We start from the raw sequence: 21,664 nt of genomic DNA on the forward strand, positions 1-21,664 counted from the left end.
CCTCGACGGCGTGCCGCCTGCCGGGCGCCTTCCGCCGATCCGCTTCGCTCCGTCACGAACGCGAAAGGGTCACGAACATGGCTATGCAACGTTATCTGGTCGATTACCCTCGGCTGTCCGCCGAAACGCTCGCCCAATGGGCGATCGTTCCCAGCAGCGTCGCCTCCGACGCCCTGAACCGCTGCCAGAGCATGGATTCGCGCATCAAGCCGATGGTCCCCGGCATGCGGCTGTGCGGGCAGGCGCGCACGGTCGTGTCGATGCCCGGCGACAACAGCATGGTGCATCACGCCGTCAGCCTCGCCGAGCCGGGCGAGGTGATCGTCGTGGCCGGCGGCGGGCTGGACGACGTGGCGCTGGCCGGCGAATGGGTCGTGCGCTGCACCAAGCGCCGCAACCTGGGCGGCCTCGTGGTCGACGGATCGGTGCGCGACCTGCACGAGATCCGGACCCTGGGCGTCCCGGTCTTCGCCAAGGGGGCGGTGTCGCGCGGCCCCCACAAGAATTTCGGCGGCAAGATGGACGTCACCGCCTCGGTCGGCAACGTGCCGGTCAATCCGGGCGACGTGATCCTGGGCGACGAGGACGGCGTCGTCGTGGTTCCGCTCTACCTTGCGGAGGAGGCCCTGAAGCAGAGCCTCGCCCTGCTGGAGCGCGAGCGCCAGTGGACCGCGCGGATCGAGGCCGGCGACACGCTGGTCGAGGTGCTGGGCGTGCCGCCGCTGGAAATCGTCGAGTGCGAGCGCGTCTGACCGGGGGGTCAGGCCAAGGAACGCCCAGCACCTCCCCCTGCCCACGGTCCGTCGTCCATGTCGTTGATTCTTCAGATCGTCCTGCCGATGTTCGCGCTGATCGCGCTCGGCTACTGGGCGGCGCGCTATCGCGGGTTCACCAATCCGATGGTCCAGGGGCTGTCCCGCTTTCTCGGCATCTACGCCCTGCCGGCGCTCCTGTTTTCGAGCATGGCGCGGGCGGAGATTCCCGATCCGCTGGAATGGGCGGTGCTGGGGTCCTTCTACATCGCCGCCCTGGCGGTCTTCGCGGCCGGCGGGCTGTGGATGCATCTGGCGGGGCGGCGGGACGATGTCGCCTCCATCGGGCTGGCCGGGTCCTTCTCCAACATCGCGCTGCTCGGTTCGCCGATCATCATGGAGGCCTACGGGCCGGCGGTGGCGGTGCCGGTGCTGCTGCTGATCGTCTTCCAGTCGCCGCTGCTCTTCACCTCGGCGACCATGCTGGCCGAGACGCGGCGCTCGGCCGGCGGCCGACCGCTGCGGGCGACGCTGGCGGCGGCCAGGGCCACGCTGCTCAGCCCGCTGGTCCTGTCGGTCGTCCTCGGGCTCGCCGCCAACCTTGCGCACATCCCGATTCCGGCGATGGCGATGAAGAGCTTCACGCTGATGGCGCAGACCGTCCTGCCCTGCGCCTGCTTCACGCTCGGCGCCTCGCTGGCCTTCAGCCCGGCGACGGGCGCCATCCTGCCGGCCACCGTCGTGGCGCTGCTCAAGACCGGGCTGCACCCGCTGCTGACCTGGCTGCTGGCGTCGAAGGTCTTCCTGCTTCCCCCGGAATGGGTCGCCCCGGCCGTCACCGCCGCGGCGCTGCCCATCGGCATCAACGCCTACGTCTTCGCCGAGCGCTACAACGCCGGCCGCGACGTGGTGTCGATGTCGCTGCTGATCTCGACCCTGCTGTCGCCGATCTCCATCTCCGTCGCCTTCATGGTTTCGACCGGCTGACCCGCCCTCCATGCCCACCGCGCCGAGACGCCCCGGCGCGGCATTTTGTCATCATACGAATGATCATCCCTTTACTTCAAGTGCATCCACACCCCTGAACGGGATCGAAAAAGCCGTCACGCAGCGAAGAGCAGAAATTTGAATGGCTCTGCTATTGATGCGGGAAAATTGTTCTGATAGCCTCTATCTTAATGCGATCAAGCCGCCGGGACTTCAGGATTTGCGGAGAAGCTTCCGGCAAATTCTCCCTTTTTCTTGGTGCGGCTTCTCCGTTTTTCAAAAAGCCAAATCAAGGTAATAATCTTCATTTTGAAATGAATATCGGAGTATGACTTGAGGTGACGGGCGATGTGCTAAATTAAAAAGATAAATTTTTATGTAACCGCATTGTCGAAAGAAAATTTCCAATCGTTAATCTTTGGAAAATACTTTCCGTTTCAGATACCCAACGGGCAAGGCCTTCAACGGCACCATCGACGAGCCATTGTGAAGCGTCCGCTGCGCATCACACCGGCCGATCAGGAGAAGGGGAGACGGACATGCGGTTCAGCGTCCCGGTTCTGGCGGCTGGCGGCGTCGTGGCGGCGGAGCCGGTTCCGCCGCACGCCGGCCACAACCCTCGCGCCCTGCCCTCGCCACTCCCCGTCCCCCCGCTTCAAGGCGACGCCTTGCGGTCCATCACCGGGCCGTCCGCCGACTCAGGTGCCCCATGACCCTCCTCAACAACTTCCACATCCCCGTCAAGATGGCGATCCCGGCGACGACGGCGATCATCGGCATGCTGGTGATCGCGCTGCTGGGCTGGTCGGCCATCACCGAGCAGTCGCGCCTGCTGGACACGCTGTTCAACCGCTCCTTCACCCGCGAGGCGGAGATCCAGGGGCTGACCGACACGCTGACCGTGGCGCATGCCGGGATGTACCGGACGGTCATCCTGAGCAACGCGAACGCCTCGCCCAAGGCGGTGGAGGAGGAGATGAAGTCGCTCAGCGGCTTCCTGGCCAAGCTGAAGGGGCAGGCCGACACGCTGAAACAGAGCAGCGCCGACACCGGCGACGAGGCCAAGTTCCTGGAACGGTTCGGCGCCGACACGGCGACCTACCTCGCCAAGGTCGGCAGCTTCCTCGACCTGCTGAAGATGGGCGTCGATCCGCTCGACTTCCTCCAGGAGGTGCAGGCCGCCTACACCCGGCTGCACACGACCAGCCGCGAATACCTGACCTACCAGCGCCAGCGCTCCACCGACGCCTACACCGTCGTCAGCGCGTCGGTCGACACCACGACCCAGGCCTTCTCCGTCGTCGCGGTGGCGGCGCTGGCGATCACGGTGGGCGTCGCCCTGTTCATCGGCCTCAACATCGCCCGGCCCATCGTGCGGCTGACCGGCGCGATGGAGCGACTGGCCCACGGCAAGCTCGATTCGGAGATTCCGGCCGCCGAGCGCGGCGACGAGATCGGCCAGATGGCCCGCACGGTCCAGGTGTTCAAGGAGAACGCCATCCGCGTGCAGGAGCTGTCGCACGAGCAGGACGCCATGCGCAGCCGCAACGAGGAGGAGCGGCGCGCCGCCATGGCTTCGCTCGCCAACGATCTGGAGGCGTCGGTCAAGGGCATGATGGGCGAGCTGGTGCGCTCGGCCGGATCGGTGCGCGACGAGGCCAGCTCGATGCTGGAGAACGCCCGGCAGACCAGCCACCACAGCGACAGCGTCGCCCATTCCGTGCAGGAGGCGACCAGCGAGGTCGAGAGCGTCGCCGCCGGGGCCGAGCAGCTGCGCGCCTCCATCGACGAGATCACCCGCTCGATCACCCAGTCGGCGCAGCTGGCGCGCGGCGCGGTGGACGAGGCCGGGCGCACCGACGGCATCGTCCAGGGCCTCAGCGAGGCCAGCCGCAAGATCGAGGAGGTCGTCGGCCTCATCCAGTCGATCGCCGGCCAGACCAACCTGCTGGCCCTGAACGCCACCATCGAGGCGGCCCGCGCCGGCGAGGCCGGCAAGGGCTTCGCCGTGGTGGCCCAGGAGGTCAAGAGCCTCGCCAACCAGACCGCCAAGGCGACCGAGGAGATCGGCGCCGAGATCGCCGCCGTCCAGGGCGCCACCCACGCGGCGGTCAACGCCATCCGCGCCATCGTCGGCACGATCCGTCAGGTCGACGAATCGCTGGGCACCGTCGCCGCCGCGGTGGAGGAGCAGGACGCCGCGACCCGCGACATCAGCGAACGCTCGCAGCGCGCCGCCTCCGACACCATGGCGGTGATGCAGGAGATGCGTCTGGTCCAGCAGGCGGCCGAGACCACCGGCCATTCCGCCGGCGCGGTGCAGAACACGACGGAGGAGCTGTCGCGCAGCTTCAACCGCCTCGACCACGAGATCGAGGCCTTCATCACCCGCATCACCGCGGCATGACCCCGTCGCAGGAACGGAACGGACGAAACGCCATGGCACACAGGCTGCGCTCCCCCCAGGATCTCGCCGGCGGCCTCCTGATCAGCGTCATCGCGCTGAGCGGATTCTGGCTGGCGCGCGGCTGGGAGGCCGGCACGCTGGCGGCGATGCAGGCCGGCTTCTTCCCGCGCCTGGTCTGCGTCCTGTTGCTCGCGATGGGGCTGGCGACGATGGTCCGCGCGGTGACCGCCGACGGGCCGGTCGCCTTTGGCTGGGCATGGCGGCCCTCGGTCGCCATCACCGTGGCGGTGCTGGCCTTCGCCGTCCTGCTCGACCGGCTGGGTCTGGTGCTGGCGATCCTGGCGCTGATCGGGATCGGCGGCTTCGCCGGCCGGCCGCTGCGCCCCGCCCCCTTCACCGCCTTGTGGGCCGGTCTGGCGACCGGCTGCGTCGCAATCTTCTCCTGGGGGCTGGGCTTGCCGCTCCAGATCTGGCCGTGATGGACGTCTTCGCGAATCTCTGGCTCGGCCTCGGCGTGTCGCTGATGCCGATGAACCTGTTCTACTGCTTCCTCGGCACGTTGATCGGCACGCTGATCGGGGTGTTGCCCGGCATCGGGCCGGTGGCGACGGTGGCGCTGCTGCTGCCCATCACCTTCTACCTGCCGCCGGTCGGCGCGCTGATCATGCTGGCCGGCATCTTCTACGGCGCGCAGTACGGCGGATCGACCACGGCGATCCTGGTGAAGCTGCCGGGTGAGTCCTCCTCGGTCATGACCTGCCTGGACGGCCACGCGATGGCGCGCCAGGGCCGGGCCGGGGTGGCGCTGGCCACGGCGGCGCTCGCCTCGCTGTTCGCGGGGGTGGTCGCCACGCTGGTCATCGCGGTGGCGGGGCCGCCGCTGGCCGGGATCGCGCTGGCCTTCGGGCCGGCGGAGTATGTGGCGCTGATGCTCGTCGGCCTGATCGGCGCGGTGATCCTGGCCCACGGGTCGGTGGTCAAGGCCATCGCCATGATCCTGGTCGGACTGCTGCTGGCGATGGTCGGCACCGACGTGAATTCCGGCCAGATGCGCTTCACCTTCGACATCCCGCAGCTCTACGACGGTCTGGATTTCGTGCCGCTCGCCATGGGGCTGTTCGGGTTGGCCGAGATCATCATCAACCTGGAGGAGACCGAAGGGCGCGGCGTGTCCCCGGCGCCGATCGCCCGGCTGTGGCCCAGCCTGGCCGACTTCCGCGAGGCATGGCCGGCGGCGGTGCGCGGCACGGCGCTCGGCACGATCCTCGGCATCCTGCCGGGCGGCGGGGCGACGCTCAGCGCCTTTGCCGCCTACGCGCTGGAGAAGAAGGTCGCGCGCGATCCCGGCCGTTTCGGGCATGGCGCCATCCAGGGCGTCGCCGGGCCGGAGGCGGCGAACAACGCAGGCGCCCAAGCCAGCTTCATCCCGATGCTCAGCCTCGGGATTCCCTCCAACGCGGTGATGGCGCTGATGATCGGCGCCATGATGATCCACGGCATCACGCCGGGTCCGCAGATCATGACCAAGCAGCCCGAGCTGTTCTGGGGCATGGTCGCCAGCATGCTGGTCGGCAACGTGATGCTGGTGGTGCTGAACCTGCCGCTGATCGGGCTGTGGGTGCGGCTGCTGCGGGTGCCCTACGCCTATCTGTTCCCGGCGATCCTGGTCTTCTGCTGCATCGGCACCTACAGCCTGAAGAACGACGTCTTCGACGTCATCACCATGGCCGGTTTCGGGGTGTTCGGCTATGTCCTGAAGAAGCTGGACTGCGAGCCGGCGCCGCTGCTGCTGGGCTTCGTGCTGGGTCCCCTGCTGGAGGAGAACCTCAGCCGCGCGATGTTGCTGTCGCAAGGCGACGTGACGGTCTTCGCGACGCGGCCGATCAGCGCGGGGCTGCTGGCGGTCGCCGCCGGGCTGCTGGCCCTGATCCTGCTGCCGAACTTCCGCCGCCAGCGCGAGGTCGCGTTCAAGGAATGATTCGCCGAATCGGGCGCACCCGCGACAACAGGGACAACGGTCAGGACACGCCCAGCCCTTGCACACAACCGCAGGATCTAATGGATTGGCGGCGCGGACGCGGTGGCGGGTAGGCCGCCACCGCCGCTGCACACTGGGAGGTGCTGAGGATGGAAAAGATCCTCACTCTCCTGATCCTGCTGTTGCAGGTGATCAAGGCATTCCTTGACTACCTGAACCGCTGATCGGGCGGGCGTATCGGGGAATAGGCCCCCCGGTACGCCCACCCCCGATATTGCCCCATCCCGCGCGCCGGTCAAGAGCGCCGATGGACAGTTTCCCGCGACAGCTATGTCACGCCCGCTTCCAAGTGGTTCCCTGCGGGCCGTCCTCCAGGACGATGCCCTGGTCGGCCAGTTCCTTGCGGATGCGGTCGGCTTCCGCGAAGTTCTTGCCCGCCCGCGCCGCCTTGCGGTCGGCGATCAGCTGCTCCACCGCCGCGTCCGACAACCCGTCCGCCCCGCCCTTCGGCGCCCAGCGGAACCACGCCTCCGGGTCTTGCTGCAACAGACCCAACTGCGCGCCGCCAGCCAGCAGCGCGCCCTTGGCCGCCGCCTTTTCGGCGTCGCTCTGCGCCTTGTTCACGGCGGTCGCCAGCTCGTGCAGGTGGGAAATCGCCAGCGGCGTGTTGAGGTCGTCCTCCAGCGCGGCCAGGACGTCGAACGGCAGATCCGACGCCAAGGGCTCCGGCCCGCCGCGCAGCGCCTGATACCAGCGGTCCAGCGTGCCCTTGGCCTGCCGGATGCCGTCGCGGGTGAAGTCCAGCGGCTGGCGGTACTGGGCACCCATCAGGGTCAGGCGGATCGCCTCGCCGGGGAACTCGTCGAGCAGGTCGTGCACGGTGAAGAAGTTGCCGAGCGACTTCGACATCTTCTCGCCCTCGACGGTCACGAAGCCGTTGTGCACCCAGGTGCGGGCCAGCGTGTCGGTGCCGTGGGCGCAGCGGCTCTGGGCGATCTCGTTCTCGTGGTGCGGGAAGATCAGATCCAGCCCGCCGCCGTGGATGTCGAAGGTGACGCCGAGATGCTCCTTGGCCATGGCGGAGCATTCGATGTGCCAGCCCGGACGGCCCCGGCCCCACGGGCTGTCCCAACCCGGCTGGTCGTCGGCGCTGGGCTTCCACAGGACGAAGTCGGCCGCGTCGCGCTTGTAGGGCGCCACCTCGACCCGCGCGCCGGCGATCATGTCGTCCAGCGAGCGGCGCGAGAGCTGCCCGTAGCTCGGCATCGACGGCACCGAGAACAACGCATGCCCTTCGGCCGCGTAGGCGTTGCCGCGCTCGATCAGCGTGGCGATCAGCGCGATCATGTGGGTGATGTGGTGCGTCGCGCGCGGCTCGATGGTCGGGCGCAACGCGTTCAGCGCGTCCATGTCGGCGTGGAACAGATCGGTGGTGCGCCGGGTCAGATCGTCGATCGACTCCCCGCTGTCGCGCGAGCGGTCGATGATCTTGTCGTCCACGTCGGTGATGTTGCGGACATAGGTCACCGAGGGGTAGAGCCGCGTCAGCAGCCGGAACAGCAGGTCGAAGACCACCACCGGCCGGGCGTTGCCGATGTGCGCCGTGTCGTAGACGGTCGGGCCACAGACATACATGCCGACATGGTCCGGACGAAGCGGCTCGAAGCGCTCCTTGCGGCGGGTCAGCGTGTTGTAGAGGTCCAACGGCACGGTGCAAATCTCCGAAGACAGGGGTTCAGGCGGTCTCGCCATTTAGGCGGCGCAAGGCGCGCGCGCGCCCGATCAGGGGTAGCAGGTTCTTCAATTCCGGTCCATGGTCGCGGCCGGTCAGCGCCCGGCGCAGAGGGAGGAAAAGCTCCTTGCCCTTGCGTCCCGTCGCCCCCTTCACGGCGGCGGTCCACGCCCCCCAGGTGCCGAGATCCCACGGCTCCTCGGGCAGCAGCGCGGCGGCTTGGGCCAGGAAGGCGGCGTCCTCGACCAGCGGGGTCACCGGCGCGTGGGTCACCGCCCACCAGTCGGCCGCGTCCGCCAGCCGGGCGAGGTTCGGGCGCACCGCCTCCCAGAAGGCGGCGTCGGCCCCGGCCAGCCCCAGCGCCGCCAGCTTGTCCGCCACCCGCTCGAACGGCGTCAGGTGCAGGAGGCGGGCGTTCAGGCGGGCGAGATCCTCGGGGTCGAATTTCGGCGTGGCGCGCGAGACCTTGGACAGGTCGAACTCCGCCACCAGTTCGTCCAGGGTCAACCGCGCCTCGACGGGGTCCGAGGTGCCGAGCTTGGCGAGCAGGCTCGACAGCGCCATCGGCTCGATCCCGTCGTCGTCGCGCAGGCTGCCGATGGACAGGCTGCCCAGCCGCTTCGACAGCCCCTGCCCGCCCGCGTCGGTCAGCAGCGGCAGGTGGGCGAAGCCGGGGACGGCGGCGCCCAGCGCCTCGAAGATCTGGATCTGCACGGCCGTGTTGGCAACGTGGTCCTCGCCCCGGATGATGTGGGTGATGGCGAAATCGGCGTCGTCCACCACGCTGGTCAGCGTGTAGAGCGGGCGCCCGTCCTCGCGGATCAGCACGGGATCGCTCAGCGCCGCGCCATCGAACCGCACCGGGCCGCGCACAAGGTCGGTCCACTCGACCGGGGTCGCGGTCAGCTTGAAGCGCCAGTGCAGCTTGCGCCCCTCCCCCTCCAGCCGCGCGCGATCGGCGTCGGTCAGGCGCAGGGCGGCGCGGTCGTAGAGCGGCGGGCGGCCCTGCGACACCAAGCTGGCGCGCTTGAGGCTCAACTCCTCCGGCGTCTCGTAGCAGGGGTAGAGCCGGCCGGCGGCCTTCAACGCGGCGGCGGCCTCGTCATAGCGCGGGTATCGGTCGCTCTCACGGGCGAAGCGGTCCCAGTCCAGACCCAGCCAGGTCAGATCCCGCGCGATGCCGTCGGCGAACTCCTGGGTCGAGCGCTCCTCGTCCGTGTCGTCGAGCCGGAACAGGAAGGTTCCACCGGTCTTGCGCGCGAACAGCCAGTTCACGAGCGCCAGACGGACGTTGCCGACGTGGATGCGGCCGGTCGGGCTGGGGGCGAAACGGACGGCGGTGGACATGGGACGGATCGGCTCGCTTGGGAAGGGGAAGCGGCCAGTCCTAGCACGGCGCGCCACGCTTCGAAAGCCACGCGGAGGAAGAGGGGTTGCAGGACCCGTAGGCGGACAACCGGCCATCGGGTATTTTGCGCCCAACACTCCAACTCACTGGGAAGCGAGACCATGACCGGAAAGACCATGCGCATCGGCGTCGTGCTGGCGGGCTGCGGCGTCTATGACGGATCCGAGATACACGAAGCCGTCTGCACCCTGCTGGCGATCAGCCGGGCCGGGGCGGAGGCCGTCTGCTACGCCCCCGACATCGATCAGGCCCACGTCGTCGACCATCGGACCGGCCAGGAGAGCGGCGAGACCCGCAACGTCTTGGTCGAATCCGCCCGCATCGCCCGTGGCAAAATTCAGCCGCTCTCCGCCTTCACCGCCGAGGCGGTGGACGCGCTGGTCATCCCCGGCGGCTTCGGCGCTGCGAAGAACCTCAGCGACTTCGCCTTCAAGGGGGCGGACTGCACGGTCAACCCGGAGGTCGTCGCGGCGGTGGCCCTCCTGCGCGCCGCCGGCAAGCCGATCGGCGCGCTCTGCATCGCACCGACTATCCTCGCGGCGCTGCTGGGCCAGCAGGGCGTCGAATTGACCATCGGCCAGGACACCGAGACCGCCGCCGCCGTGGAAAAGCTGGGTGCCCGGCACCGCGCCACCGCCGCCGGCGAGGTGGTGATCGACGAGGCGCTGAAGGTGGTGACCTCCCCCTGCTACATGCTGGAGTCCACTCTGGCCGAGATCGCCGAGGGAGCAGAAAATACAGTCAAGGCCCTGATCACACTGGCTCGCTGACGGTCAAGCCCAAGCATCGAAAGAGGTAGATCTACCTCTTCTTGCGCAAAGCGCTGGCAAGAGTTCGTTAACCGTCCTCGCCCACCCTTGCCCTCAGTTCCGTTTTTCTTGAGACGAGGGTGGCGATGACCTGCATTGTGGGCTTGGTGGACGGCGATCGTGTGTGGATGGGCGGCGACAGCGCCGGGGTGAACGGGCTGGACATCACGGTCCGCGCCGACACGAAGGTGTTTCGCAACGGCGATTGCCTGATCGGCTTCACCAGTTCCTTCCGCATGGGCCAGTTGCTGCATTACCGGCTGGAGCCGCCGCCGCGCGAGCCGGACCTCGACCTCTTCCGCTACATGGTGGTCGATTTCGTCGATGCCGTGCGCGGCTGCCTGAAGGACGGCGGCTACGCCCACCGCTCCAACGAGGTCGAGACCGGCGGCACCTTCATGGTCGGCTGCGAGGGCCGCCTGTTCACCGTGCAGTCCGATTATCAGGTCGGCGAGGCGGTGCGCGGCTACCACGCCATCGGCTGCGGCGCCGACTACGCGCTGGGCTCGCTCGCCTCCACCGCCGGGCTGGCTCCGGAGGAACGCCTGTTGAAGGCCCTGGAATGCGCCGAGCTGTTCAACGGCGGCGTCCGCGCTCCCTTCACCATCCAGTCGGCGGCGCGGCGCCCGCATCTGGCCCTCACCGAAGCTGCTTAAGGGTCTAAATTTTTAAAGACCAGCCCCAAGTCCAGACTCGCCATCCAAAGCACCCTGGCGTATGTACCCTCGTCCCGCCGCAGAGCGGGACCAGGGGAAAACCATAAATTCTTTGGGTGTATGAGATGACGGACCAAGCTGTCAGTGCCGATGCTTACCTTGGAGAAGACGAAAACCCCGCCGGGTTGCTGAGCAACTGGGGAAACTCTCCGTATGTCGTGTTTCCGGCGATGATCCTGATCCTGATCATGCCGTTGGCGATCCTGTTCCACCCGACCTGGATCGTCCTGCCGGCCGTGTTGGGAGCCTTCAGCATGATCGCGATCATCATTCGCATGACGCTGGGCTGAAACGCCGATCGCGGGCGAAGGGAAAGCGCCTCCCTTCGTCCGCACGCGCATCGCCAACCCGGATCAAGCGATGCCGATAAAACGGCGTTCGGCCATGGCGTCGATTTCCGGGGCGAGACCGTTTTTATAAAGCCTCTCAGCGGCATCCAGGGCCGGAAGCCGCATTGCGCGCCCAAACGGCGGCGACGGCGCGAGAGCCACACCCCCCTCATCCCCCAAATTAATTCGTTCTAAAACTAAGCTCTACTGGCGATTGCGAAAATTCTGCGAAATTAACGTCTGGTAAAGGCTATCGGTATCAACCTGTCGGACGCGGGATATATCTTCATGCGGGGGCATTCCATGTATTACGCGGAGCTGTCCGGGCCGACCGGAAAAACCAACGTTTTATCCAACGCCGCTGCCACCGGTACGGCGAAAAAGACCTCGACCGAGGCCAAAAGCGACGCCAAGACGGATGTCGCCGAGAAGATCGGCAACCTCTCCAACGCGCCGGCCTACACGATCAGCGAATCGATGGAATCGCTGCTCGACAGCCTCTCCGGCCAGGGCGCCAAGGACGCCGCCAAGAACGCGGGCGGCGGCGGCACCGGCAAGAGCCTCGACCGCGCCAAGGAGGCGCAGGGGCTGATGCAGAGCGCGCTCGATCACGGCAAGGGCCTCGCCGATGTGTTCGGCAGCGCCATCGACACGATGAAGCAAGGGCTGGGCGACATCCTGGGCTCGCTGGGCGTGCCGCAGAACCGCATCGACGACGCCACCGCCGGTTTCGGCGACGCGATGAAGTCGAAGCTGGGCGACATGGACTTCAGCGGCATGGCGGTGGACATGCAGACCGCCCGGTCGCAATGGTCCATCGAATCGCACGGCATCGAGCTGAGCATTCAGGACGGCGACCGCAAGGTGCAGATCTCCTTCGCGAAGTCGACGCTGGACTTCCGCAAGGACGAGGCGCGGCTCCAGGCCGGCGGCGGACAGGGCATGGGGTTCAGCGCCTCCACCACGACGGCGACCGGCAAGTCGACCGGCATGATCGTCCGCGCCGAAGGCTTCAGCGACGACGAGATCAAAAACATCCTCGGCAAGCTGAACGACATGGCGTCGAAGGCCGGCGGCGACGGGCTTAAGGGCCTCGCGGTGCTGAAACCGACCACCGGCAAGGACGGCGTCACCCACCTGAAGCTCGACATGTCGGTGCCGGTTCCGGGCCTGACCGACGGCAAGTCCGCCGCCACGGCCAGCGCCTCCACCGGTGCCACGGCCGCCGCCACCGGCGCCAAGGCCCAGAGCGTCGATCTCACCGCCTGAGATTGTCCCAGCAGCGGGGTGGTTCCAGACCGGACCGGCGCTTGCGGCGCCGGTCGGTCTTCTCTACAAGCGAAAGGGCGACGCTCCGGCGGGCGCGAGGCCATCCGCTCCACGGGACACCGTCATGACCGACCGCGACACCCTGCTGGCTCTCAACCAAGCGTTCTACCGGGCCTTCACGAACCGCGACATCGCCGCCATGGAATCGCTGTGGGCGGACCGGCTGCCCGTGTCCTGCATCCATCCCGGCTGGGCCGCCCTGTTCGGCCGCGACGCGGTGCTGACCAGTTGGCGCGACGTGCTGCGCACGCCGACCGGCGTGACCGCGCACGCCCGCAACGAGCGGGTGACCCTGCACGGCGACACCGCGCTGGTGCTCTGCGAGGAGATGCTGGGCGGCGCCACCCTGGCCGCGACCAACCTGTTCGCGCGCGAGGACGGGGCTTGGCGTCTCGTCCACCACCAGGCCGGCCCCATCGCCCAGACCCGCGCCGACGTGGAACGCCCCGACGCCCCGCCCCGACGCCTGCACTGACCCCTGTTCGACGCGAGGCCTCTCTGCGTGACGGTCCGCGTCCTCCGGCGACGTGGCGGGCCTTCCGCGCACCGGTCGAACAGTGCAAAGCGCCCTTTCCAGCGTGAGGTCTCTTTCAGATCCTCCAAGAGGAAATCGAATAAACTTATAAAATTCGATAAATTTAGCGAATAATTTTTCCTGCCTGCCGTTAGGAATTTTTAATTCACTTGCTGTATCCGAAAACATCTCGCCGAAAGAGCAGGCGGCCGACAAAGCGCCGCTTTGGGATACACAGGAGCCATGATATGCCGACCTTCTTGACCTCGCTGCGCATCGGTCCGCGTATCGCCCTTGGCTTCACCTCCGTCATCCTGCTGTCTCTGCTCCTGATCGGGGTGGTGTGGGTCAAACTGAACGGGATCGAGACGAGCTTCAGCGAATTCTCCCGGATCAACAGCACCAGCCTCCTCGTCCGGGACGTGGAAACCAAGGCCAAGGAATCCGGAATCCGCATCGGCGATGTCATCATCGCCCAGAGCGACGAGACCAGGGACAAGCTGCGGGAGATCAACCAGGATTGGCGGCGGTCGATCGACACCGCCAAGAGCGCGATCACCGACCCGGACTGGTCGACGCTGTTCGCCGCCGTGGTCGACGCGGAAAAAACATACGCGAATTATGTCCAGAGCGTCGACGCCGGCCTGAAGGAGCGTGAGCGCATCATCAACGACGTGCTGGCGCCGACCGACACGCGCATCCGCCAGATGCTGACCGAGATCGTGGGCGAGATGCAGGCCGCCGGACACCAGGAGTCCGTCGCCGCCGTCGCCGCCGCGCAGGACCATCTGCTGCGTGGGCAACTCTACGTGTACAAGTTCCTGACGACGAACGAAGCGTCGGAAATGATGCTCTCGGCCATCGAGTTGGACGCCCTGCGCGAGCCGCTCGAACGGCTGGAGCGCCTTGAAACGGAAGCGCCGCAACTTCTGGAGAAGCTGCACGCGATCGAGGCGGACGTCGCGACCTACACCGTGGCGACCGTGACACTCGAAAAGGTGGTCGCGCAGCGCATCGCCGACACCAAAGCCATGGCGGAGAACCGCCAGTTGATCCAGGACACCATCGCGGCCATCCGGTCCAGCCAGGAGCAGGCCATGGCCGGCTCCCACGCGGCCGCCATGGAGGACGTGGTGTCCACCCGCCAGACCATGATCGCCATCTCGCTGATTTCCCTGGCGATCGGCGCCGCCATCTCGTTGGCCCTGACCCGCGGCATCACCCGCCCGGTCAACGCGATGACCGATGCCATGGGGCGCCTCGCCGGCGGCGACACCACGGTCGAGGTTCCGGCCCATGGCCGGCGGGACGAGATCGGCGCGATGGCCGCCGCCGTCGTCGTCTTCAAGGCCAACGCCATCGAGCGCCTTCGCATCGAGGCCGAACAGGACGCGGAACGGACGGTCAAGGAACGGCGCACGGCCGAGATGGATCGCCTCGTCAAGGGCTTCGACGCGACGGTGAGCCGCGTGCTGGGCAACGTCGCCTCCTCCGCCACCGAACTGAGCCACACCGCCGGGTCGATGGCGACGCTGGCCGAACGGACCAACCTCCAGTCGACCGCGTCGGCCGCCGCCGCCGAGCAGACGACCGCCAACGTCCAGACGGTCGCCGCCGCCACCGAGGAGATGGCGGCGTCGATCCAGGAGATCGGCCGGCAGATTTCCCAATCCACCGCCATCACCACCCAGGCCACCCGTCAGGCCCAGGAGACGACCGAACAGGTGCGTGGGCTGGCGCTGGCCACCGACCGCATCGGCGAGGTGGTGAAGCTCATCCAGGACATCGCCAGCCAAACGAATCTGCTGGCGCTGAACGCCACCATCGAAGCCGCGCGCGCCGGGGAGGCCGGCAAGGGGTTCGCGGTGGTGGCCAGCGAGGTGAAGCAGCTCGCCAACCAGACCGCCAAGGCGACGGAGGAGATCGCCCAGCACATCGCCGGCGTCCAGGGCGCGACGCAGGCGACCGTGTCGGCCATCGACGGCATCGGCCAGACCATCACGACGATCAACCAGATCACCTCGACGATCGCCGCCGCCGTCGAGGAGCAGAACGCGACCACCGGGGAGATCGCCCGCAACGTTCAGCAGGCGGCGCAGGGCACCCAGGACGTGAGCACCAACGTCGCGCAGGTGAATCAGGCGGCAACCCAGACCGGAACCGCGGCGGCCCAGGTTCTCGACGCCTCGAACGCGCTGTCGCGGCAGGCGGAAACCCTCCGTCACGAGGTCGAGACCTTCCTCGCCGACGTCCGGGCCGCCTGAGATGCAACACAGGCCGGCCGGTGCGCCGTCCTCCTGGATGTCTTATTGAACGATGGCCGCGACCTCCGAGCGCGCTTCGAAACGGCGGACGATGTCGGTGACGACGCTGTCGGCGGTGACGCGGTCGGGGTCGCTGTTGGTCAGCGCCACCACCGCCCAGCGATGGGCGCGCGAGAAGGCGATGTAGGCGTTGAAGCCGCCGGTCGATCCCGAATGCCAGAGGATCGGCGACCCATCGTCGGCCCAGGCGACGAACCAGCCCAGCGCCATCGCCCCCGGCCCCAGCGCTCCCGGATCGACCAGGGTCCGCCCGTCCACCTGCACCGACTGGGCGAGCGCCAGCGTCGCCTCCGTCCCGGCGTCGCACGCGTCTCCGCTCGCGGTCCGGCAATCGCCCAGATTGGCGTGCAGCCAGCGCAGCAGGTCGTCGGCGGTCGAATAGAGCCCGAAGGAGGGTTGCATCGCCGGCGCCTCCCAATCGGGAACCGCCCGGCCGCGCGCGTGGCCGACGGCCTTGCGGGCGCGCTGCTCGGCGGACAGGCGCAGGGTGGTGTCCTTCATCCCGAACCGCTCGGTCACCACCCGCTTCAGCAACGCCTCGTAGGAGAGACCGGAGGCCGCCGACAGGGCCTCCCCCAGCACCGCCATGCCGACGTTGGAGTAGCGGAACCGGGTGCCCGGCGCCACGGCCAGGCTGTAGCCCGACAGCCAGGACGCCACCTCGTCGCGGCTCAGCGGCTTGTAGGGGTTGCGCGGGTCCTCCAGACGGCTCCAGGAGAAGCGCGCGGTCTCCGGCACGTTGGGGAGGCCGGCGGTGTGGGTCGCCAGATCGCGCAGGCGGATCGGGCGCCCGCCGAAATCGGGCACATGCGACGCGCGGGTCAGGTGGCGCTCCAGCGGGTCCGACGCCCCGACGCGGCCGGTGCGGATCAACTCGGCCATGATGGTGCCGGTGAACGGCTTGGTCAGCGAGGCGATCTGGAACAGGGTGCGCCCGTCGGGCGGCGCGCCGTCCGGCCGGCCGCTGTCGCCGCGTCCGACGACGAGGCTGCGGCCGTCGCGGATCACCCCGACCACCAGCCCGCCCGGCCCGGCCGCCGCCAGCCGGTCGTCGACCAGGGCCGACACGGTCTCGCGCAGGGGGTCGTAACCGACCGCCTCGATGGGGCCGAGCGGGACGCTCCACAGCGCCAGAACCGCCAGGATTCCGACCCAGAAGCGCTTGCCCCTCAACCGCTCGACCGACAGCCGCCGCATTCCTCTTCCTCCGCACCGGAAGACCGAGTTCGGAGAGTGGGAAGCGGAGCGGCCCGCCGGTATGCGTGCGGACGGAGATCAGGCGAAGGGGCGCCGCGCCGCAGCATCGGATTAACCCCGGTGCCATGGGCGGCGCCGTAAGGTTCGTTTATTCCGTCGGAATCTCCGCCGGGGGCGGGCGGCGGTCCTTGACGATGGAGAGCGGCACGTCGTCGGCGGCGATCTCGAAGATCGGGTGGCCGTCGAGCAGCGAGGGGCAGCGCTTGGCCTGGGTGAAGGCCAGGAAGAAGTCGGCCTTGCGCCAGTCCGGCTCGATCCCGTTGACCAGCCGCAGCCAGGGCGGCAGCTCGAACCGCACCGCCAGCGTGTTGCCGCAGACGGTCAGCGTGTACTGGCGCGGCGGCGGGTGGCCGTCGTTCTCGCGCTCGACATACTCGATCAGTTCCTGGAGCGCCTCGTGCAGGGAGTTGCCCCAGTAATCCAGCTCGTACTGGCCGTCGGCGCCGCGCACCCCGCCGACGAGCTGGTTGTAATAGACGTACTGGTTCGGGTGCATGGTGCCGAGCTGCCACGCGTAGAGCACCGCCACCACCGTCAGCGCCGAGGCGAAGCCCTGCCCGAAGGCCCGCCCGCCGCGCTCCGCCAGCGTCCACAGCCGGTCGGCGGCGATGGCGGCCATCACCACCATCGGCGGCACCAGGAACAGGAAATGGCGGATGCCGTTGTAGACCGAAGGGCGCAACAGCATGAACAGCAGGATCGGCAGGAAGCCCGCCAGCGCCAGGGGCAGATAGCGCACCAGCTTGAACGCCCCCGTGCGCCCCGCGCCGCCGCGCAGCAGCCAGACGGCGGCCATCACGATGGCCGCGGCGACGCCGACCAGCACCGCCTCCGGCAGCTTCACCGCCAGATAGACCGGCAGGTAGAGCGCGGGCGGGTCGTTCGAATGGACCATCTGGCCCATGAACAGCGTCTGGATGTCGATGGGGAAATGCGAGACGACGCGCAGCGCCTCCAACGGATTCAGCGGGCGCTGGACCGCCCAGGGCCAGAAGAAGGCCATGATGGCGTAGGCGACCGGGATCGCCGGCAGCAGCTTCACGAAGGCCAGCCGGGCGTCGTGCAGGACCCAGCGCAGCCCCTCCTGCCGCGCCACCAGCGCGAAATGCAGCAGCATGGCGAGCGCGAGGTAGAAGCCGGCCAGCACCCCGCCGATGCGGATCGACAGCGTCAGCCCCAGCACGAGGCCGAATTTCAGGACCGCGCTGAGGCTGGGCCTAGGAAGCTGGTTCAGGATGCGGGTGGCGAAATACAGCGTCCACACCATGCCGGCGGCAAACGGCACGTCCTTGGTGTTGTTGAACATCGCGCCGTAATAGACGCCGCTCAGCGCCAGCAGCGCCGCCGCGACGAAGCCGGCGCGCGGCCCCGCCAGCAGCCGGGTGTAGCGCCATGTCCCGGCGATGCCCAGCACGCCGACCAGCGCGCAGAGCAGGTGCCGCGTCTCGTACTCCTCGAAGGGCGAGACCGGGACCAGCACCGCCGTCACGAGGTCGAACAGCCCGCCGTAGAGGTAGAGATCCTTGAAATGGAAGGCGGACCGGTCCTGGAAGCCGCTCATGTAGTAGGACAGCAGCTTCTTGCCGTAGATGTGCTGCACCTCCTCGTCGGTGCTGATGCCGTAGCTGAGGAAGGTCAGCGAGGCCAGGATCAGCAGACCGAGCAGCAGCGCGCGGGTCAGATCGTCCCACAGCGCGCCCTCGCGGCGCGGCCGGACCTCCGCCGCCGTCGCCGCCGCATCCGGCAGGGGGGGCCGCTTCGCCTGATAATTCATCGCCGCCGGTTCCCGCCCAAATCGCCACCCAACCCGTCGCCGTCCTCATCCTCGAAGCCATGGGCCGAGCGGACGATGAACAGCGGACGCCCCTTCACCTCGGCGAAGACGCGGCCCAGATAGTCGCCGATGATCCCCAGCGTCATCAATTGGATGCCGCCCATGAACAGCACCGCCGCCAGCAGGGATTCATAGCCGGGCACGTCGATGCCGAAGAACAGGGTGCGCAGCAGGCGGATCAGGATGTAGACGAAGGCCACCCCAGACAGCGCCATGCCGACCAGACTCCACACCCGCAGCGGGAAGGTGGAGAAGGCGGTCAGCCCGTCCAGCGACAGGCGCAGCAGCTTGAGGAAGCCCCATTTGGTGTCGCCGCCGGCGCGCTCCCCCTGCTCGTAGGGGACGGCGGCCTGCCGGAAGCCGACCCAGGCGAAGATGCCCTTCATGAAGCGCGTGCGCTCCGGCATCCGGTTGATGACCTCCACCACCTTGCGGTCCATCAGCCGGAAGTCCCCGACCTCGCGGGGCAGACGGACCTCCGACAGATGGTCGAAGATCCAATAGAACATTCGGGCGAACAGGCGGTGCTGCAGGCTCTGCCCGACCCGCGCGTGGCGCACGGCGACGACCACGTCGTAGCCCTCGCGCCACTTCTCCAGGAAGGCGGGCAGCAGTTCGGGCGGGTGCTGGAGGTCGGCGTCCATCGGCACCACGGCGTCGCCGGTGGTGTGGGTCAGCCCGGCCGACAGAGCCAGCTCCTTGCCGAAATTGCGCGACAGATCCACCACCTTGACCCGGCCGTCGCGGTCGTGCGCGTCCAGCAGGCGGTCCAGCGTGTCGTCGCGGCTGCCGTCGTTGACGCAGACGACCTCCCAGTCCACCCCCAGCCCGTCCAGCGCCGGGGTCAGGCGCTCGAACAGGGCAGCGATGTTGGGGCCTTCGTTGTAGAAGGGAATGACCACCGACAGGCGGGTGCGCGACGGACGGCCCGTCCTGTGCGCAGGTTCGCCGCGAGCGGCCGGTGCGACCGGTGAGGGCGCGTCGGAAAGGGACATGGCCAGCCGTCTGTTGGGTCAGTGCGTCGCGAACCGGAAAGGCGGGGAATCGGCGGCGGCCCCGGCCGGCCGGCACGCCCTTCGGCGTATATCACGATCCATGGGAATGTTCAAAACGCCTCTCTTGTGATCGGATCGGCACAAAAAACGGTCACCGTGAAACACCCGCCAAACGCTCGTCCTCGGCGCTTCCCGACACCAACACACCCCGCTCCGCTTTATTCCGCAGCGCAGGATCGGCGTCTTCCCAGGCGAAGCCGCAAAGACCCTGCAAACCGGCGACATTCCGCTTGCGCCCGGCCCTGCCCTTTCGGCACATAGGCGGCATGATCCTGACCCCCATCGCCCCCGACGACATGCCGAAGGCCATCGCCGCCTTCGAGGCCCATCTGGACGGCCACGCGCAGGCGCTGGCCGCCTTCCGGCGGATCGCCGGAACCTGGCCGGTGCGCCCGGCCGAGGAGGAGGGCGGCGGCGTCGACACGCCCCTGCACCGCGCCGAGGCGGTGCGGCTGGCCCACGCCCACGGCATCGACACGCTGGACGAGCCGCCCAGCCGCTCCTTCATGTGGGACGGCAAGGTCATCCGCACCGAGGTCGAGGCGACCGTCATCGTCCACGAGATGACGCACTGGCTGTGCGCGGCCCCGGAGCGGCGCACGCTGATCGACTTCGGCCTCGGCCCCGGCCCGGAGACCACCGCCCGCAAGGAGGCGCGCGCCGACAAGCGCCTGTGCTTCGAGGACTGCATGCACGAGGAGCAGCAGACCTCCCTGCTGGGCGTGCTGTGGGAGGTCGAGTTGGACCAGCCCGGCATCCTGGCCTTCCTGGAGCAGAACTGGATGGAGCATTGGGAGCGGCCGAGCACCGCCGCCTTCTTCATCCGCCACGCCGAGGAGCTGTTCGCCCGCGGCCTGATCGACGCCGAGGGCCGCCCGACCACCGCGCGCGCCTGGGCCGACGCCCGCCGCACGGACCGCGAGCAGGCCCGCCGCCTGGAAACCGGGCGCGAGACCGGACGCCGCGCCGCATGAGTCTTCGGGCGGCGTGATACCGCCCTTTTCCCAACCCCACCCACGACCCTGGAGGCTGGACCGCCGATGACCCGCTCGCTTCTCGCCCTGACGTCTGTCGCCCTGACGTCCGCCCTCGCGCTGCTGGCCTCCCCGGTCCTCGCCGATCCGCTGAAGATCGGCATGATCACCACCCTGTCGGGGCCAGGCGCCGGGCTGGGCATCGACATCCGTGACGGCTTCGCGCTGGCGACCGAGCATCTTGGCGGCAAGCTGGGCGGGCAGGAGACGCAGATCGTCGAGGCCGACGACCAGCAGAAGCCCGACGTCGCCGTTGGCCTCGCCAGCCGCATGGTGGAGCGCGACCGGGTCAACGTGGTGACCGGCGTGGTGTGGTCCAATCTGGCGCTCGCCATGATGCCCACGCTGGCCGGGGGCAAGACGCTGTTCGTCAGCCCCAACGCCGGCCCGTCGCAGCTGGCCGGGTCGCAGTGCAACCCGTATTTCTTCAACGTCGCCTACCAGAACGACACGATCCACGAGGCGATGGGCAAGCATGTCCAGGACGCCGGATTCAAGAAGGTCTACCTGCTGGCGCCGAACTACCCGGCGGGCAAGGATTCGCTGTCGGGCTTCAAGCGCTACTACAAGGGCGCGGTCGCGGGCGAGGTCTACACCCAGGTCGGCCAGCTCGACTACGCCGCCGAGTTGGCGCAGCTGAAGGCGGCGGCGCCGGACGCGGTGTTCGCCTTCTACCCCGGCGGCATGGGCATCAACTTCATCAAGCAGTTCGAGCAGGCCGGGCTGAAGGGCGCCACACCGCTGTTCGGCCCCGGCTTCTCCTTCGACCAGGACATCCTGGCGGCGGTCGGCGAGTCGGCGCTGGGCGCCAAGAACTCGGCGCAGTGGAGCCCCGACTTGGAAACCCCGGCCAACGCCAAGTTCGTCAAGGACTTCAAGGCGAAGTTCAACCGCCTGCCGTCGATGTACGCGGCCCAGGGCTACGACGCGGCGGTGCTGATCGACGCGGCGGTCAAGGGCGTCAACGGCGACCTGAAGGACAAGGACGCGCTGCGCGCCGCGATGAAGACCGCCAAGTTCGACGGGCTGCGCGGCGCGGTCCGCCTCAACAACAACCAGTTCCCAATCCAGAACGTCTACCTGCGCGAGGTGGTGAAGGGCCCCGACGGCGCCGTCACCAACAAGCTGGCCGGCACCGTCTTCACCGACCACGCCGACGCCTACGCCAAGGACTGCGCGATGAAGTGAGGATGGCGCCG

19 protein-coding genes are annotated in these 21,664 nt (G+C 68.2%); 13 read left to right on the forward strand and 6 right to left on the reverse strand.

Annotated features, from left to right (window positions below):
• Window positions 1-77 precede the first annotated feature (77 nt).
• The 5 genes from EJ913_RS02485 (at window position 78) to EJ913_RS02505 (ending at window position 6,124) form a co-directional block, all read left to right on the forward strand.
• The gene (locus EJ913_RS02485) at window positions 78-752 is read left to right on the forward strand and encodes an RraA family protein (protein WP_126994433.1); all 675 of its coding nucleotides are present in this window, start codon (window positions 78-80) and stop codon (window positions 750-752) included.
• 57 nt (window positions 753-809) lie between these two features.
• The gene (locus EJ913_RS02490; protein ID WP_126994435.1) at window positions 810-1,739 is read left to right on the forward strand and encodes an AEC family transporter; all 930 of its coding nucleotides are present in this window, start codon (window positions 810-812) and stop codon (window positions 1,737-1,739) included.
• A 709-nt stretch (window positions 1,740-2,448) separates the two neighbouring features.
• Window positions 2,449-4,146 (forward strand): methyl-accepting chemotaxis protein, encoded by a 1,698-nt coding sequence (locus EJ913_RS02495; RefSeq protein ID WP_126994437.1) that lies wholly within the window; start codon window positions 2,449-2,451, stop codon window positions 4,144-4,146.
• A gap of 32 nt (window positions 4,147-4,178) precedes the next feature.
• Window positions 4,179-4,625 carry a tripartite tricarboxylate transporter TctB family protein gene (locus tag EJ913_RS02500; RefSeq protein ID WP_238520537.1) on the forward strand — a complete coding sequence of 149 codons (447 nt, stop codon included), beginning with the start codon at window positions 4,179-4,181 and terminating at the stop codon, window positions 4,623-4,625.
• Complete coding sequence (locus tag EJ913_RS02505; protein WP_185909656.1) at window positions 4,625-6,124, forward strand: tripartite tricarboxylate transporter permease; 1,500 nt, start codon at window positions 4,625-4,627, stop codon at window positions 6,122-6,124. The genes EJ913_RS02500 and EJ913_RS02505 overlap by 1 nt, the downstream gene beginning before the upstream one ends.
• Window positions 6,125-6,457: 333 nt before the next feature.
• On the opposite strand, the gene cysS is transcribed toward EJ913_RS02505, so the two are convergent.
• Together cysS and gltX are read right to left on the reverse strand one after the other, a co-directional pair.
• Complete coding sequence (gene cysS, locus EJ913_RS02510) at window positions 6,458-7,834, reverse strand: cysteine--tRNA ligase (RefSeq protein ID WP_126994443.1); 1,377 nt, start codon at window positions 7,832-7,834, stop codon at window positions 6,458-6,460.
• Window positions 7,835-7,859: 25 nt separating this feature from the next.
• Window positions 7,860-9,203: a glutamate--tRNA ligase gene (gene gltX, locus EJ913_RS02515; RefSeq protein ID WP_126994445.1), complete on the reverse strand. Its 1,344-nt coding sequence runs from the start codon at window positions 9,201-9,203 to the stop codon at window positions 7,860-7,862.
• A 162-nt stretch (window positions 9,204-9,365) separates the two neighbouring features.
• On the opposite strand from gltX, the gene elbB reads away from it, so the two are divergent.
• The 3 genes from elbB (at window position 9,366) to EJ913_RS02530 (ending at window position 11,079) form a co-directional block, all read left to right on the forward strand.
• Entirely contained in the window at window positions 9,366-10,034 is a 669-nt protein-coding gene (gene elbB, locus EJ913_RS02520; protein ID WP_126994447.1) for an isoprenoid biosynthesis glyoxalase ElbB, read from the forward strand.
• Window positions 10,035-10,159: 125 nt separating this feature from the next.
• Window positions 10,160-10,729 (forward strand): hypothetical protein, encoded by a 570-nt coding sequence (locus tag EJ913_RS02525; RefSeq protein WP_126994449.1) that lies wholly within the window; start codon window positions 10,160-10,162, stop codon window positions 10,727-10,729.
• A 125-nt stretch (window positions 10,730-10,854) separates the two neighbouring features.
• Window positions 10,855-11,079: a hypothetical protein gene (locus EJ913_RS02530; RefSeq protein WP_126994451.1), complete on the forward strand. Its 225-nt coding sequence runs from the start codon at window positions 10,855-10,857 to the stop codon at window positions 11,077-11,079.
• Window positions 11,080-11,142: 63 nt separating this feature from the next.
• Here EJ913_RS02530 and EJ913_RS31480 read toward each other — a convergent pair whose 3' ends face one another.
• Window positions 11,143-11,280, reverse strand: coding sequence for a hypothetical protein (locus EJ913_RS31480; RefSeq protein ID WP_185909657.1), 138 nt, complete (start codon window positions 11,278-11,280; stop codon window positions 11,143-11,145).
• Between the two features lie 126 nt (window positions 11,281-11,406).
• Between EJ913_RS31480 and EJ913_RS02535 the strand changes: the two genes are divergently transcribed.
• The 3 genes from EJ913_RS02535 to EJ913_RS02545 all read left to right on the forward strand — a co-directional run bounded on the left by EJ913_RS02535 (window position 11,407) and on the right by EJ913_RS02545 (window position 15,225).
• Complete coding sequence (locus EJ913_RS02535; RefSeq protein WP_238520542.1) at window positions 11,407-12,387, forward strand: hypothetical protein; 981 nt, start codon at window positions 11,407-11,409, stop codon at window positions 12,385-12,387.
• Between the two features lie 124 nt (window positions 12,388-12,511).
• On the forward strand, window positions 12,512-12,922 hold the full coding sequence (locus EJ913_RS02540) for a nuclear transport factor 2 family protein (RefSeq protein WP_126994453.1): 411 nt from the start codon (window positions 12,512-12,514) through the stop codon (window positions 12,920-12,922).
• 287 nt (window positions 12,923-13,209) lie between these two features.
• Window positions 13,210-15,225 (forward strand): methyl-accepting chemotaxis protein, encoded by a 2,016-nt coding sequence (locus EJ913_RS02545; protein WP_244939211.1) that lies wholly within the window; start codon window positions 13,210-13,212, stop codon window positions 15,223-15,225.
• Between the two features lie 42 nt (window positions 15,226-15,267).
• Here EJ913_RS02545 and EJ913_RS02550 read toward each other — a convergent pair whose 3' ends face one another.
• The 3 genes from EJ913_RS02550 to EJ913_RS02560 all read right to left on the reverse strand — a co-directional run bounded on the left by EJ913_RS02550 (window position 15,268) and on the right by EJ913_RS02560 (window position 19,371).
• Window positions 15,268-16,482: a serine hydrolase domain-containing protein gene (locus EJ913_RS02550; RefSeq protein WP_126994457.1), complete on the reverse strand. Its 1,215-nt coding sequence runs from the start codon at window positions 16,480-16,482 to the stop codon at window positions 15,268-15,270.
• 148 nt (window positions 16,483-16,630) lie between these two features.
• Entirely contained in the window at window positions 16,631-18,316 is a 1,686-nt protein-coding gene (locus EJ913_RS02555; protein WP_126994459.1) for a glycosyltransferase family 39 protein, read from the reverse strand.
• A complete protein-coding gene (locus tag EJ913_RS02560) occupies window positions 18,313-19,371 on the reverse strand; it encodes a glycosyltransferase family 2 protein (protein WP_126994461.1) in 1,059 nt (352 codons plus the stop codon). Before EJ913_RS02560 ends, EJ913_RS02555 begins: the two co-directional genes overlap by 4 nt.
• Window positions 19,372-19,697: 326 nt before the next feature.
• Between EJ913_RS02560 and EJ913_RS02565 the strand changes: the two genes are divergently transcribed.
• Together EJ913_RS02565 and EJ913_RS02570 are read left to right on the forward strand one after the other, a co-directional pair.
• Window positions 19,698-20,405 (forward strand): hypothetical protein, encoded by a 708-nt coding sequence (locus EJ913_RS02565; protein ID WP_126994463.1) that lies wholly within the window; start codon window positions 19,698-19,700, stop codon window positions 20,403-20,405.
• A 66-nt stretch (window positions 20,406-20,471) separates the two neighbouring features.
• Window positions 20,472-21,653: an ABC transporter substrate-binding protein gene (locus tag EJ913_RS02570; protein WP_126994465.1), complete on the forward strand. Its 1,182-nt coding sequence runs from the start codon at window positions 20,472-20,474 to the stop codon at window positions 21,651-21,653.
• Window positions 21,654-21,664: the final 11 nt, after the last annotated feature.

Origin of the sequence: Azospirillum doebereinerae (assembly GCF_003989665.1) — a bacterium.
Classification (GTDB): Bacteria; Pseudomonadota; Alphaproteobacteria; order Azospirillales; family Azospirillaceae; genus Azospirillum; species Azospirillum doebereinerae.